This window comes from Burkholderia ubonensis subsp. mesacidophila (genome assembly GCF_002097715.1).
Taxonomy (GTDB): domain Bacteria; phylum Pseudomonadota; class Gammaproteobacteria; order Burkholderiales; family Burkholderiaceae; genus Burkholderia; species Burkholderia mesacidophila.
This window is the reverse complement of record NZ_CP020737.1, coordinates 1974778-1988457: the sequence shown is the minus strand read 5'-3', so window position 1 is coordinate 1988457 and position 13680 is coordinate 1974778. Positions and strand designations below refer to the sequence as shown.

The 13680-nt window shown below is 68.7% G+C and carries 17 protein-coding genes; 8 read left to right on the top strand and 9 right to left on the bottom strand.

Translation table 11 applies throughout. The annotated features are described in order from the left end of the window. The first annotated feature begins 236 nt into the window (after positions 1-236). From B7P44_RS09360 to B7P44_RS09350, 3 genes are read left to right on the top strand one after another with little or no spacing between them, the layout of a single operon-like run. Entirely contained in the window at positions 237-1280 is a 1044-nt protein-coding gene (locus B7P44_RS09360) for a LacI family DNA-binding transcriptional regulator (RefSeq protein ID WP_084903188.1), read from the top strand. A 54-nt stretch (positions 1281-1334) separates the two neighbouring features. After that, positions 1335-2123: a YhfC family intramembrane metalloprotease gene (locus tag B7P44_RS09355; RefSeq protein WP_084903186.1), complete on the top strand. Its 789-nt coding sequence runs from the start codon at positions 1335-1337 to the stop codon at positions 2121-2123. A gap of 13 nt (positions 2124-2136) precedes the next feature. Beyond that, a complete protein-coding gene (locus B7P44_RS09350; RefSeq protein WP_084903183.1) occupies positions 2137-2499 on the top strand; it encodes a DUF3022 domain-containing protein in 363 nt (120 codons plus the stop codon). 30 nt (positions 2500-2529) lie between these two features. Here the strand turns inward: B7P44_RS09350 and B7P44_RS09345 are convergent, their stop codons facing one another. Next, positions 2530-2964, bottom strand: coding sequence for a PGDYG domain-containing protein (locus tag B7P44_RS09345; protein ID WP_084903181.1), 435 nt, complete (start codon positions 2962-2964; stop codon positions 2530-2532). A gap of 128 nt (positions 2965-3092) precedes the next feature. Further along, complete coding sequence (locus tag B7P44_RS09340; protein ID WP_084903179.1) at positions 3093-3605, bottom strand: Spy/CpxP family protein refolding chaperone; 513 nt, start codon at positions 3603-3605, stop codon at positions 3093-3095. A 280-nt stretch (positions 3606-3885) separates the two neighbouring features. Between B7P44_RS09340 and B7P44_RS09335 the strand changes: the two genes are divergently transcribed. After that, a complete protein-coding gene (locus tag B7P44_RS09335) occupies positions 3886-4350 on the top strand; it encodes an Lrp/AsnC family transcriptional regulator (protein WP_059611760.1) in 465 nt (154 codons plus the stop codon). A gap of 9 nt (positions 4351-4359) precedes the next feature. On the opposite strand, the gene B7P44_RS09330 is transcribed toward B7P44_RS09335, so the two are convergent. The 4 genes from B7P44_RS09330 to B7P44_RS09315 all read right to left on the bottom strand — a co-directional run bounded on the left by B7P44_RS09330 (position 4360) and on the right by B7P44_RS09315 (position 7741). Beyond that, positions 4360-5748: a sensor histidine kinase gene (locus tag B7P44_RS09330; RefSeq protein ID WP_084903177.1), complete on the bottom strand. Its 1389-nt coding sequence runs from the start codon at positions 5746-5748 to the stop codon at positions 4360-4362. Continuing rightward, a complete protein-coding gene (locus tag B7P44_RS09325) occupies positions 5724-6389 on the bottom strand; it encodes a response regulator transcription factor (protein ID WP_084903174.1) in 666 nt (221 codons plus the stop codon). Before B7P44_RS09325 ends, B7P44_RS09330 begins: the two co-directional genes overlap by 25 nt. 90 nt (positions 6390-6479) lie before the next feature. After that, a complete protein-coding gene (locus B7P44_RS09320) occupies positions 6480-6920 on the bottom strand; it encodes a hypothetical protein (protein ID WP_084903171.1) in 441 nt (146 codons plus the stop codon). A gap of 38 nt (positions 6921-6958) precedes the next feature. Further along, complete coding sequence (locus B7P44_RS09315) at positions 6959-7741, bottom strand: COG4705 family protein (RefSeq protein ID WP_084903170.1); 783 nt, start codon at positions 7739-7741, stop codon at positions 6959-6961. 247 nt (positions 7742-7988) lie between these two features. On the opposite strand from B7P44_RS09315, the gene B7P44_RS09310 reads away from it, so the two are divergent. Further along, positions 7989-9089 (top strand): saccharopine dehydrogenase family protein, encoded by a 1101-nt coding sequence (locus B7P44_RS09310; protein ID WP_084903167.1) that lies wholly within the window; start codon positions 7989-7991, stop codon positions 9087-9089. A gap of 94 nt (positions 9090-9183) precedes the next feature. Here the strand turns inward: B7P44_RS09310 and B7P44_RS09305 are convergent, their stop codons facing one another. Continuing rightward, a complete protein-coding gene (locus B7P44_RS09305; RefSeq protein ID WP_084903165.1) occupies positions 9184-9798 on the bottom strand; it encodes a P-loop nucleotide/nucleoside kinase family protein in 615 nt (204 codons plus the stop codon). After that, the gene (gene cydX / locus B7P44_RS09300) at positions 9795-9941 is read right to left on the bottom strand and encodes a cytochrome bd-I oxidase subunit CydX (RefSeq protein WP_084903163.1); all 147 of its coding nucleotides are present in this window, start codon (positions 9939-9941) and stop codon (positions 9795-9797) included. Before cydX ends, B7P44_RS09305 begins: the two co-directional genes overlap by 4 nt. Before the next feature lie 183 nt (positions 9942-10124). Between cydX and corA the strand changes: the two genes are divergently transcribed. Continuing rightward, a complete protein-coding gene (gene corA, locus B7P44_RS09295; RefSeq protein ID WP_084906557.1) occupies positions 10125-11102 on the top strand; it encodes a magnesium/cobalt transporter CorA in 978 nt (325 codons plus the stop codon). 6 nt (positions 11103-11108) lie between these two features. Here corA and B7P44_RS09290 read toward each other — a convergent pair whose 3' ends face one another. Then, on the bottom strand, positions 11109-11396 hold the full coding sequence (locus B7P44_RS09290; protein ID WP_084903160.1) for a YciI-like protein: 288 nt from the start codon (positions 11394-11396) through the stop codon (positions 11109-11111). A gap of 697 nt (positions 11397-12093) precedes the next feature. Here B7P44_RS09290 and B7P44_RS09285 point away from each other — a divergent pair. After that, positions 12094-13053, top strand: a complete 960-nt coding sequence (locus B7P44_RS09285) for a sigma-54 interaction domain-containing protein (protein ID WP_084903158.1) — start codon at positions 12094-12096, stop codon at positions 13051-13053. Between the two features lie 279 nt (positions 13054-13332). Next, positions 13333-13671, top strand: coding sequence for a DUF3467 domain-containing protein (locus B7P44_RS09280; RefSeq protein WP_157721053.1), 339 nt, complete (start codon positions 13333-13335; stop codon positions 13669-13671). Positions 13672-13680: the final 9 nt, after the last annotated feature.

Below are 13680 nucleotides of genomic sequence, written 5' to 3'. Positions count from 1 at the left end.
TCGCATCGAAGCCGGAGTCGTTGCCACCCGCTTCGGGCGACTGCGAAGCATCGGACCGGAGCAAGCGCCAAAGCGCTCGCTCCGATCGACCGCGAAGCATGGGATCGGCGTTAGCGCTAAAGCGCTGACGCTGATCGACAGGACGACAGGAGAGTCCGTCAGTTGGCTTTCATTTCGAACAACAAACATCCGCCCGCGTACGTCGCAGAGCGGATCGCACGTCGCGAGGCACGACAGTGACCGAATCGCACCCCACCAGCCAGCGTCCCGCGACGATCAGCGACGTCGCCCGCGAGGCCGGTACCGGCAAGACCAGCGTCTCGCGCTATCTGAACGGCGAGACCCATGTGCTGTCCGCGGATCTGCGCCAGCGGATCGAGGCGGCTATCGCGCGGCTGAACTACCGGCCGAACCAGATGGCGCGCGGCCTCAAGCGCGGCCGCAACCGGCTGCTCGGCATGCTGGCCGCCGACCTGACCAATCCCTATACCGTCGAGGTGCTGCTGGGCGTCGAGGCCGCGTGCCACGCGCTCGGCTACATGCCGCTCATCTGCCATGCGGCGAACGAGGTCGAGATGGAGCGCCGCTTCCTGCAGCTGCTCACCACGTATCGCGTCGAAGGGCTGATCGTCAACGCGCTCGGCGCCGAGGAGGACGTGCTGCGCCCGCTGCGCGGCGGCGGGATTCCGGCGGTGCTGGTCGACCGGACGGTCGAGGGCTTCGAGGCCGACCTGATCGGCCTCGACAACGGCGACGCGGTCGAGATGGGCGTGCGGCACCTGATCGAGCGCGGCTTCGATGCCATCCACTTCGTCGTGCAGCCGTTCGAGCGGGTCAGCTCGCGGCGCCTGCGCGAGGCGGCATTCCGTGCGGCGCTTGTCGCGCACGGCCGGCCGGTGCCGCCGACCGTCGTGCTCGACCTGAATGCGCCCGAGGCCGTCGCCGCCGCGCTCGCCGAGGTCGATGCGCGGATCGACGCGGCCGCGCAGCGGGGCACCCGCGCGGCGCTGTTCGCGGCGAACGCGCCGGTCGCGCTCGCGCTCGCGCGGCATCTGCGCGCGCGCTTCGGCTCCGCATGGCAGACCCAGGCGGCGCTGGTGTCGATCGACGATCCGGAGTGGGCGGAGCTGATCGGCATCACGACGATTCGTCAGCCAACCTACGAAATCGGCTACAAGGCGGTCGAATTCGTCCACGAGCGGATCGACGGCGCGGCGGGCGACGCGCGCGTCGCGCTGCTGCCCGGCGAGCTGATCGCGCGCGCGTCGACCGCAAGCTGAGTATCATTCGGGGCACGCAGCGCGTCAGGTGCGCTGCCCCGAACAAGGATTCACATGACTGTCGCCCCCTTCACGCTGGCGTTGCTGATCGCCGCCACGCTGATCCTCGCACTGCTGCCGCTCGTCCTCTACCGCATCCTGCGCAAGCCGCTGTCGCTCGACCGGCGCGACGGCATCGTCGGCGTCGCCGCGTTCACGCTGTTCGCGATGGTCGCCGAACGCGCGTTTCATGGCGTCGTGCTGAGCCAGGCGTCCGCCGGCGGCTGGCTGACGCAACCGCTCGCGTTCGTCGCGTACGGCGCGCTCACGGCCGGCGTGTTCGAGGAGGCGGGACGCTATCTCGGGATGCGCTTCCTGAGCCGCCGCTACGGCGCGGCGGCCGGCGACGGCCGTGCGATCGGCTACGGGCTCGGCCACGGCGGCGCGGAAGCGTGGTTCATCGGCGTGATCGTCTGGGGGCAGTGGGCCTATCTCGCCTGGCTCGCGAATCACGGCCAGCTCGACGCACAGCTCGCGGGGCTGCCGGGCGATGCCGTGCTGCGCCTGCACGTGATGCTGGCGACGCTGTCGGCGCCGGCGATCGCGATGCTGCTGCTCGAGCGCATCGCGGCGTTCGCGCTGCAGGTCGCGCTGTCGCTGCTGATGTGGCGGGGCATGCGCGCCGGCCGGCGCGGCGTGCTGCCGCTCGCGATCGCGCTGCATGCGCTCGCGTACGTGCCGGGGATGCTCTATCAGGTCCGTATCCTGCCGGCCGCATGGACCGAGGCGTGGCATTTCATGCTGGCCGCGCTGCTGATCGGCGTGCTGGTGAAGTTCTGCCGGCCGGCGCGCGCGGCGGCCTGACGGGAGGCGAGAGATGGATGACTATCTGATCGAATGCGAAAGCGCGGAATTCGATGCATTCGCGCGCGTGATCTGCGAGCTGTTCCCGGAGCAGACCCGTTTCGTCGAAAGCCGCGACGAACGCGGCCGCTTCCTGTCCGTGCACTGGCTCGCGATGCGCTTCGGCGCGACGCCGAAACGGATGACGCTCGACGTGCGCATCGCGCCCGCCGCGCTCGCGCGCTATCTGGCGATGAAGCCGATGCAGCGCGCGCGCAGCCATGCGGTGCTGCATGCGTATGTGGAAGCGATGCTGGGTTCGCTCGAAGAGCGTCACGCGGCGGGCGAAGCGGTGTCGCGCGATGCGGAGATTGCGCTCGACGACGAGTTCGCGTGAGCGGAGCGGCGTCGCCGGCGCGCTGAGCCGTCAGCCGGCGTCGCGGTAGACCTGCGCGAAGCGCTGCGCCTGCACGACGCCGTAATCGCCGGGCGCGTACTGCATCACCCAGTCGCCCGCGACGCCGCGCAGCGTGTCGCCGTCCGCGGAACGCGCGATCGTGAACGGCTCGTCCATGCGCTTCGCGAGCACGACCGCCGGCCGGTTCCGGTACGCGCCGGGCTCGCCGTGCGCGAGCGCCGGATCGGCCGGCAGGTATTTCGCGTCGAAGCGCGCACGCGACACGACCCAGCGGTCGCCGGTCGAGCCGGTGATCAGCGCATCGCCGGCCACGTAGCGGTTCGGGCCTTCGAGGCTCATCAGTTCGCCGTCCGCGGCCGCGAAGGCGACCGCGACGGTCTCGTCCTTGACGACGCGCCGGGCCTGCGGATCGGTGCTGAGATCGAGTTGCTTGAGTTCGAGCATGGCGAAGAAATGCGGGAAAAGCGTGGAGCTTATCCCGAAATCGGCGCGCTGTGAAATCGGCGCCGGTCGCCGGAGGAAGCGGCGCAGCCCGCCCGGCCGGCAACGGCGGGGCGGCTGCGCGTGACGCGTCAGGGCTTCGCGGGCGCGTTTGCGGCCGCGCCGGGCGCCGCCTTGGCCTTGCCGCGCGGCTCGCCGCCGTGCTGCAGCCAGCTGCGGAACGTCGTGTCGGCCAGCGCCTTCTGGTCGGCCGGGAAGCTCGCGTAGAGCGGCGCGAACGCGTCGGCCAGCTTCTTCGCGCCGTCCGCGTTGGCCTGCGCGAGTTCCGCGTATTGCTTCATGTCGTCGATCGCGGATGCGTTGCGGCTTTCCATCCGCTGACGGTACAGGCGGCCCATCGTTTCGCCGTTCGCGCGCATCGTGTCGGCGAAGGCCTTCCACTGTGGCTCCTGCGCCGGCGTGATCTTCAGCTGGTTGTGCAGGTACGTGATGCGTTCCTCGAGGCGCGTTTCGTGGCGGGCGGCGGCCGGGGCCGATGCCGGCGCGGCGGCCGGCTGCGCTGGCGCCTGTGGTTGCGCCGGCGTTTGCGCGAATGCGCTGGTCGCCAGCGCGAGCGCAGCGAGGGTGAGCGAAATCTTCTTCATGGTGGCTCTCCGGGTAGTGTCGTGCGAGCGGGCGCGGGCGCTTCTGCGGCGCACGCGGGTTCCGCGTCGCAGCATATTAGTAGCACGCCGCGCGCCGGGCGTTCAGCCAATGCGACACTTGCTTACATCCGATACGAATCGATATCGTTGCGTAACCATTCCATTCGGCGGGGCTGCCCGCCGTCGCCGATGCACGCGCCGGTTGGGCAGGCGGGCGTTCGGCGCTATCATCCCGTCACCTTTCCATCCGAATCGCGCTCGCTCGCGTGCCTCAAGCCTCATGCGTCCACCTCGTCTCGACCAACTCGACGACCTCGACCGGCAACTCGTCGCACTGCTGCAAGCCGATGCGCGCGCGAGCGTCGCGGATCTCGCGCGCCAGCTCGACGTCGCGCGCACGACGGTCGTCGCGCGCATCGCGCGGCTCGAGCGGACCAACGTGATCGCGGGCTATAGCGTGCGGCTCGGGCAGGATGTGCTCGACGCGAGCATCTACGCGTACGTCGGCATCATCCTCGCGCCGAAATACGGCAAGGACGTGCTGCGCAAGCTCGACCGGATGCCCGAAGTGCAGCTGCTGTGCGCGGTGAGCGGCGAATACGACTACGTCGCGTGGCTGCGCGCCGATTCGCCGGAGCGGCTCAACGACCTGCTCGACCAGATCGGCGCGCTCGAAGGCGTCGAGCGCACGACGACGTCGATCATCCTGTCGCGCAAGATCGACCGCGGCACGATCGGCGGGTGACGTGCGCGGTCAGCGGGTTGGGTGCTCGTCGTCCGGCGCCGCGCCCGGCGGCTGGTCGTGCGGAATCCGCAGCGACACGCGCAGCCCGCGGCATTGCCGTTCGTCCGCGTAGGCGAGCGTGACGTCGGCGCCCAGCCGGTCGGCGATCGTTTTCACGATCGACAGGCCAAGCCCCGAGCCGATCTGTTCGTTGCCGGGCACCCGGTAGAACGGATCGAAGACACGCTCGCGCTCGTGTGGCGCAATGCCGGGCCCGGTATCCGTGACCGTCAGGACCACGTGCGACGCCGTCGCCTGCGTCGACAGGTCGACGCGGCCGCCGCGCGGCGTATAGCGGATCGCGTTGTCGACGAGGTTCTTGACCAGCGACGCCAGCTCGATTGCGTCGACGCATGCGTCGGCGTCAGGACCTTCCTCGACGCCGAGGTCGAGCGCCTTCGCTTCGGCGAGCGGAATCAGGTCTTCCAGCACGCGGCGATAGACCGCATGCACGGACACGGGGCCGTGTGCCGTCGCCGGCGCGTTCTGCACCCGGGCGAGCGCAAGCAGCTGCTCGATCAGGTTGCGGCTGCGCTCGAGCCCGCCGCGCAGCGCCGCGAGGCGGTCGCGCGCGTCGGCCGGCAGGTCGGTATCGGCGAGCCGCTCGGCCTGCAGCGACATGGCCGTGAGCGGCGAGCGCAATTCGTGCGCGGCGTCGGCGACGAAGCGGCGCTGCGCGTCGACCGACTGCGCGACGCGTTCCAGCATCCGGTTGATCGCGACGACGAACGGCCGCACCTCGGCCGGCACATGCCCGGCCGGCACCGGGCGCAGGTCGTGCTCGTCGCGCGCATCGATCCCGGCCGACAGCGCCGCGACGGGGCGGAACAGCTTGCGTACGAGATCGGCGACGAGCAGCAGCAGGATCGGCACGAGGATCAGCAGCGGCAGCGCGGTGCGCCACGCGCTTTCGCGCGCGACGTCGTCGCGCATGCCGGCTTCCTGCGCGACCGCGATGCGCTCGCCGTTGGCGAGCGTATGGACCATCACGCGATACGGCTTGCCGTCGGCATCGAGCGTATGCAGTCCGTCGGCGAGCGCGGCCGGAAGCGCGAGCCGCGGCTCGCCGCCGGCGGCCGGCCGCGCATCGCCGCCGAGCGGCTGCACGATCACGCGCGACAGCTCGTCGCTTTCGCGTGCGTGCGCGGCGCCGGTGGCGGGCGGCGCTGGCGCGCGCTGACGGTCGAGCAGCGTCGCGACTTCGCGCAGCACGTCGTCCTGCAGTTCGTGGGCTTCGTCGAACGCCGACGAGAACGCGAACGCGGCCGCGACCGTCGCGACGACCAGGATCGCGACCGACAGCGCCGCCGACAGGCGAAACCGGATCGACTCGCTCAGGCGCTTCTTGAAACCATCCATCCCACGCCCCTGACGTTCTTGATGACGGTGCTGCCGAGCTTGCGGCGCAGCGAATGGATCAGGAATTCGACCGCATTGCTCTCGACTTCCTCGCCCCAGCCGTAAAGGCGGTCCTCGAGTTCGCGCCGCGACAGGATCGCGCCGGGGCGAACCAGCAGCGCGCGCAGCAGCGAGAACTCGCGATTCGACAACTGCACCGGCGCCCCTCCGTCGACGGCGGCTTCGCGCGTCGCCGGGTCGAGCGACACGGTGCCGTTGCTCAACACCGGCGCGGCCGAGCCGGCCTGGCGGCGGATCGCGACGCGGATCCGCGCGAGCAGCTCGGCCATCTCGAACGGCTTCACGATGTAGTCGTCGGCGCCGCCGTCGAGGCCGCGCAGGCGGTCGTCGAGCCCGTCGCGCGCGGTGACGACGATCAGCGGCGCGGTGGCGTCCTGCGCACGGATGCCGGCCAGCACGTCGAGGCCGTCGCGGCCGGGCAGGCCGAGGTCGAGCAGGATCAGGTCGTAGCGCTGCGCCGCGAACGCGGTCAACGCGCGCGCGCCGTCCGTCACCCAATCGGTCGCATACGATGCGTCCTTCAGCGCGGCATGGACCGCGTCGCCGATCATCGGGTCGTCTTCGACCAGCAGTATTCGCATGCGTGCTCTCCGTGCCGCCCAAACGCCGCCAGCGTATGCGATTCCCGGCCGCGCGTCACGTGCGTCATGCGCCGCGCGGCCCGGGCGGGGTTACTTGCCGCCGAACCGGTCGAAGGCCGCGAGCAGGTCCTTCAGCGCGGCGGCCGAATCGGCCTGGGTCGGGTGATCGGCGCGCAGCGCGGCGAGCGCGCGGTCGATCGCCTTGTCGACCACATGCCAGTCGTCGGCCGCGCGCGGCTTCAGGCCGGCCTCGGCCGAGTCCCATGCGATCTCGAGGTCCTTGATGCGGGTTTTCGCGCTGGGCAGGTCACCCTGGCCGACCCGCGCGCTCACGTCGGCGGCGATCGTGCGGAACGCCGACAGGTCGCCGAGCTTCGTTGCGGCGGCGGGGGCGGACGACGACGCGGCCGGCGCGGGCGCCGGGGTCGACGCATTCGCGTCGTGATGCTTCGAACAGCCGGCGGCGACGCTCAGCGCGGCGACCGCGGCCGCGGCGAGGGCGAGACGGGAAAGGGAGTCCGGAATGCGCATGATGTGTCCTCGAGTCGATGAACGGAAACGGTTGAGATTCATTCGGCGGCGTCGGCCGGCGTGCGCTGGCCGACGCCGAATTGCGCGGCGGCGACGAGCAGCCCGATCACGGTCAGGAACAGCAGGCTCGTCCACGCGGCGCCGATGCCGAGCCCGCCGTACGTGCGGGCCTGCGTGAGCAGGTCGCCGAGCGACGCGCCGAACGGCCGCGTGAGGATGTACGCGATCCAGAACGCGAGGACCGCGTCGACGCCGAGCCGCCACATCGCGAACACGGCCGCGATCAGCGCGCCGAAGCACAGCGCGCCGACCGAGAAGCCGAGGCCGAGCGCTTCGGTCGCGAGATCGCCCGCGGCGGTGCCGAGCGCGAACGTGCAGAGGATCGCCGACCAGTAGAACAGCTCGCGCCGCGGCGTGACGATCGCGTCGATCGACAGCGTGCCCTCGACGCGATGCCAGACGAAGAAGATCGCGGCGAGCGCGACCGCGAACACGCTGGTGCTGACATAGAGGCTGACGTTCAGGCCGTCGGTGAGCAGGTCGGTGATCTGCGTGCCGACGATGCTGACCAGCACGACCGTGAGCCAGTAGACCCACGGCACGTAGCGGCGCGTGCGCAATTGCAGCCACAGCGCGATCGCGAGCAGCGACGCCATCGCGATGCGCGTGACGGCCTGGCCGAGGCCCGCGTTGACCGCGAGAAAGTCCGCGCCGGTTTCGCCGACCGTGGTCGACATGATCTTGATGATCCAGAACGACAGGGTGACGTCGGGCACCTTGTTCAGCCAGTGCGACGCGTGATGGACGGATGGGGATTGCATGCCGATGCCTCCTTGGAAGTCGGGTGATCGGCAGCCAGTCTGAAGCGGGAAACTTAGGCCTTCCATAGCGCGGGCGGCGCGGCTGAAACGGCATGTTTCGACGAATCGACGAAATGCAACGTCATAACGTCGAAGATGCCGGTCGTTTCGCATCATTCTTCGTCTTGGAACTGATTTTGCGCATCCCTAGACTGTGTGCATGGCTCAACGCCGTACACAACACAACCCATCATCAGGAGATAAGCGCATGAAAATCGCCATCGTCGGCGCAGGTCTGATCGGCCACACCATTGCTCACATGCTGCGTGAAACCGGCGACTACGAAGTCGTCGCGTTCGATCGCGACGCGGATGCGCTCGCGAAGCTGTCGCGCGAAGGCATCGCGACGCAGCGTGTGGATTCGGCCGACGCGAATGCGATCCGCGAAGCGGTCAAGGGCTTCGATGCGCTCGTCAACGCGCTGCCGTACTACCTCGCGGTCAACGTCGCCGCCGCCGCGAAGGCCGCGGGCGTCCATTACTTCGACCTGACCGAGGACGTGCGCGCGACGCACGCGATCCGCGAGCTGGCCGACGGTTCCGATCGCGCGTTCATGCCGCAGTGCGGCCTCGCGCCGGGCTTCATCGGCATCGCCGCGCACGAACTCGTGAACGGCTTCAGCGAGGTGCGCGACGTGAAGATGCGCGTCGGCGCGCTGCCCGAGTACCCGACCAACGCGCTGAAGTACAACCTGACGTGGAGCGTCGACGGCCTGATCAACGAATACTGCCAGCCGTGCGAAGCGATCCGCGACGGCCGCAAGCAGTGGGTGCAGCCGCTCGAAGGCCTCGAGCACTTCTCGCTCGACGGCACCGAATACGAAGCGTTCAACACGTCCGGCGGCCTCGGCACGCTGTGCGAGACGCTGTCGGGCAAGGTCGAGACGCTCGACTACAAGTCGGTGCGCTACCCGGGCCACCGCGACCTCGTGCAGTTCCTGCTCGAGGACCTGCGCCTGTCGACCGACCGCGACACGCTGAAGTCGATCATGCGCCGCGCGGTGCCGTCGACCAAGCAGGACGTCGTGCTCGTGTTCGTCACGGTGACGGGCGTGAAGGACGGCCAGCTGGTGCAGGACGTGTTCACGCGAAAGATCTTCGCGAAGGACGTGTGCGGGATGCATATGAGCGCGATCCAGATCACGACGGCCGGTGCGATGTGCGCGGTGCTGGACCTGTTCCGCGAGAAGAAGCTGCCGCAGAACGGTTTCATCCCGCAGGAGAAGGTGTCGCTGAAGGCGTTCCTCGCGAACCGTTTCGGCAAGCTGTACGACGGCGGCACGATGGAGCGCGTGCACGCGCTGGCCTGAGTTCAGACAGATGGCCTAGCGTCGACACGCGACGCCATGACGACGCCGGGGGCGCAATGCGCCGCCCGGCGTTTTTTCCATTCGGCGGGAACGTTCAGGCGGGCAGCGGCGGGACGAACGGCGCCGGTGGCGGCGGGACGATCCGCGCCAGCAGCGCGTCGACGTCCGCGTCGGTCGCCGCGGTGTTGTCGAACATCACGAGCCCTTCGCATTCGGCGCCGGTCGGCACGAAGCGGCGCTGCCGGTATTCGTCCCAGTGCGTGAGCTTGTACGCGTCGTTCGGGTTGCCGCGCGTGACGATCCGCTGGTGCGCGACGTCTTCCGACGTATGGACCCAGACGACCGTCAGCGTGACCTCGGGGCCGATGCCGAGCCACGCGCGGTCGAAGATGCGCCGGTCGCGCACCTCGCGCGACAGCGGGCCGACGACGAGCGCGCCGATGCCGAGCGCGAGGTTCTCGCGCGCGGTGTCGAGCAGGCCCTGGTATTCGGGATCGCGCAGATGCTTCAGGTAGAGCGGGCTGTCACGGTCGTTCGGGTCGTGGGTGAGGGCGCCCATCGCCGCCGAACTGTAGCGGCCGTACAGCGTATCCTTGTCGAGCAGGCAGAAAGCCTCGCCGGTTGCGCGCATCAGCGGCCCGATGAGCCGCTTCGCGAGCGTGGTCTTGCCGGTGCCGGCGTGACCGCAGAAGAACACCAGATGCGTCACGAATGCGTGCTCCCCGAGCCGGTCCGGGCGGCATCGTTGCGCTTCGCGCCGAGCGGGAACACTTCCGCTTCCAGCCACATCGCGTTGATGATGCCGAAGCCGAGTGCAACGCCGATGCCGAGTATCCACGAGAAATACCACATGGGTCTGTCTCCTTGACGGTGAAGCCGCGCGGCCGGGCCGCGTGCGGGCGTGCGGGCGCATGCCGCGGCGCACGCAGCCCGATCATGACCAATAACGGCGCACGGCGCAAGCCGCGTCGAAGCGGGACCGGACTTGCGACAAACCGGTAAACTGCCGGGCGAAACCGCAACATGACGGACACCATGCTGATCAACTGTGCTGCATACCAGGACGGCCGCAAGCTGGCCGACATCGACATCGACGCCATCAGCGACTACGTGTCGAAGCCCGAGTGCTTCGTGTGGGTCGCGTTGAAAGACCCGACGCCGGAAGAGATCGAACTGATGGGCGAGGAATTCGGGCTGCACGAACTCGCGATCGAGGACGCCCGCAAGGGCCATCAGCGTCCGAAGATCGAGGAATACGGCGACTCGCTGTTCGCGGTGCTGCACACGGTCGAGCTCGACCAGGACGGCGAATTCAACGTCGGCGAGCTGAACGTGTTCGTCGGGCCGAACTACGTGCTGTCGATCCGCAACCATACCGAGCAGGATTTCCGCGCGGTGCGCACGCGCTGCGAGCGCGAGCCGCACCTGCTGCAGGAAGGCTCGGCGTTCGTGTTCTACGCGCTGATGGACCAGGTCGTCGACCGCTATTTCCCGATCCTCGAAACGCTCGGCAACGAGCTGGAGGCACTCGAGGACCGCATCTTCGCGAAGGCGACGCCGGCGGCGTCGCGCGCGATCATCGAGGATCTATATTCGCTGAAGCGCCGGCTCGTGATGCTGTACCAGCACACCGCGCCGCTGCTCGAGCCGCTCGCGAAGCTGACCGGCGGGCGCATCCCGCAGGTCTGCAGCGGGATGGAGCATTACTTCCGCGACGTGTACGACCACCTGCAGCGGATCGTGAAGACGATCGAGGGGCGGCGCGAGATGGTCGTGACGGCGATCCAGGTCAATCTCGGGATGATCTCGCTCGCGGAGAACGAGGTGACCAAGCGGCTCGGCTCGTTCGCCGCGCTGTTCGCTATTCCGACCATGATCGCCGGCATCTACGGGATGAACTTCAACAACATTCCCGAGCTGCACTGGACCTACGGCTTCTACGGCTGCATCGGCGTGATGGCCGCGGCCGATTTCGCGCTGTGGTGGCGCTTCAAGCGGGCAGGGTGGCTGTAGCGCACGCTAGCGCGGCGCGTGCTTGCCGACCACGACGCGCCACGGACGCACACGCCACGACTTGACGAGGCCGTTCTGCACGTAGGGATCGGCGCGCGCGAACGATTCGGCCACGTCGGCCGAGTCCCCCTCGAAGACGAGCACGGCCTGGTCGGCCGGGTCCGAGAACGCGCCCGCGAGCACCAGTTCGCCGCGCTCGGTGGCGGCGTGCGCGAGCGCGAGATGCTCGGCGCGGAAGGGCTCGCGCCGCGACAGGTAGTCGTCGACGAGTTCGTAGATCAGCTGGTAATGCATGCGTCGCTCCCGGAAGAATCGGCGGCCGCCGCCGGCGCGGCCGTCAGTCTGCTGCGGGCAGTATAGGGCAGGCGGGCAGCGGCGGCACCAGGCAGCCGTGTCATCGACCCGCCTGCTATAGCGCAACTAACGGTCTGGTTTTCCAACGCCCGGCAATCCTGAGGCGAGCTCGCGCCTTCAAGGCAGCAAAGCCTGCAGCGGAGCCGCCGGGGGAGGACGGGATCGTGATCCGTTCGTCTGGCGCCGGCGGCGTCGTTCCGCATGGTTTTATGCAGCCGCTTTGGAATTCACCGGAAAAACCGCGGCGAAATTCATCCGGGGAATCGCCGTCGCCATTCGTCCGCGCATTCGCGCACGAGCGTCATCGACCGGATGCGTGCGCGTTGCCCGGCGTCCTGCGCGGCCCGCATTCCCGCGTGCGCGGCACGACGGAATCGAGGTTGAAAATCGGATCAACTCGCCTATGCTCAACCTGTTTCCTCAGTACAGAGAGTCGGGGGAATGGCAAGTATTCCGGTGGAATCCAGACCGCAACACGGGACACGCGCCCGGCGCTGAACGTGGATCAAGTGCGATCGCGGGTGAGGGGACTGAAGCCGACGGATGGCGGCGCGAATGATCAGATGAATCGCCGCATGACGAGGCCTCACCTGTCGTCGTCTCGTTGCATTGAGCGTGGCTTTGGGGAACGACGAACATGCTCGCATCGTCGGGCGGCGCCTCGCATGCGCCGGTTCTCGTCGGCGCCAGTGCGGCGATGGAGCGGTTGCGCACCGATATCGGCAAGGTCGCGCGCACCGACGCCAACGTGCTGATCACCGGCGAGACGGGCACCGGCAAGGAATGCGTTGCCGAGGCGATTCACTGCGCGAGCGGCCGCGCGCGCTATCCGCTGGTGCGGGTCAATTGCGCGGCGCTGCCCGATACGCTGATCGAGAGCGAACTGTTCGGCTACGATCGCGGCGCGTTCACCGGCGCGCAGCAGCCGTATCCCGGCAAGGTCCGGCTCGCGGACCGCGGCACGGTGTTTCTCGACGAGATCGGCGAACTTTCGCTGTGCGCGCAGGCAAAACTGCTGCGTCTGCTCGAAAGCCGTGAAGTGTTCCCGCTCGGCGGCCGGGCAGTCGTCAACGTCGACGTGCGTTTCATCGCGGCCACCAATTCGGAGCTCGAACCGCTCGTCGAGGCGCGCGCGTTCCGCCGCGATCTCTACTACCGGCTCAACGTCGCGATGCTGTGCCTGCCGCCGCTGAAGGAGCGGCGCGAGGATCTCGTCGCGCTGTTCTCGCACCATGTCGGCGAATTCAACCGGCGCTACGACGCGAAGGTGGGCGCGCCGAGCGCCGATCTCGTCGCCTGCATGCGCGCGTATCACTGGCCCGGCAACGTGCGCGAGCTGCGCAATCTCGTTGAATCGATCTTCATCGATCCGCCGGTCGGCACGGTCGGCGTCGAGCATCTGCGCGAGCCGTTCCGCCGGCTGTTCGCGGCCTACGCGCGCAGCGGCGACGCGGAGCGCGAACGCCTGATCGCGATCCTGCAGGAGACCAACTGGAACAAGAGCAAGGCGGCGGAAAAGCTCAGCTGGTCCCGGATGACGCTCTACCGGAAACTCTCCAAGTACGCGCTCGACGAGCGCACGCCGCACAAGACGTGAGCGTTCGCCCGCCGCGCTGTCACTGTCACTGTGTCACACCGCCGCTGCACCGCCTGTGACAGTGCCGCGATCACCGCAGCGCCCGTGTGCGCGGTGCGCCGCACCGCCGCCTGTCCGCCGGGTGTCACATCGACCTGTCACTTCATGCCGTGCGCCGCGTCGCGCACGCGGCGTCGTGACCCGCCGCGCCCGCGCGCACGGCGCTTTCCGCCCGGTGCTCCCGGGTGGTACGGCAATTGCGTGATCGCACGCGTCCCTCACGTCGCGGAACCAGTGACGATGCACAAGACCTCGGCCAAAGCCCGGCGGGCGCCTGAGCGGCGCTACGTCAACTATTTCGAAGTGGGCCACAACGTTTGCGAATTCGTGATCGATCTCGGGCAGTTCAACTTCGAGATCGCGCAACCGCTGCTGAGCAGCCGGGTCGTGACCGGGCCCGCGTACGCGAAGCTGCTCGCGCGCATGCTGCAGGAATCGGTGGAGCGCTTCGAAGCGTCGTATGGCGCGATCCGCGAAGCGGGCGACGAGCTCGACCCGTTCGAGGTCGTCAAGCAATCGATCGCCGGATACGACGGCGCGCCGGACGACGACGCCCGCGTCAAACCCGTCAAGACCTAGGCACGCAAC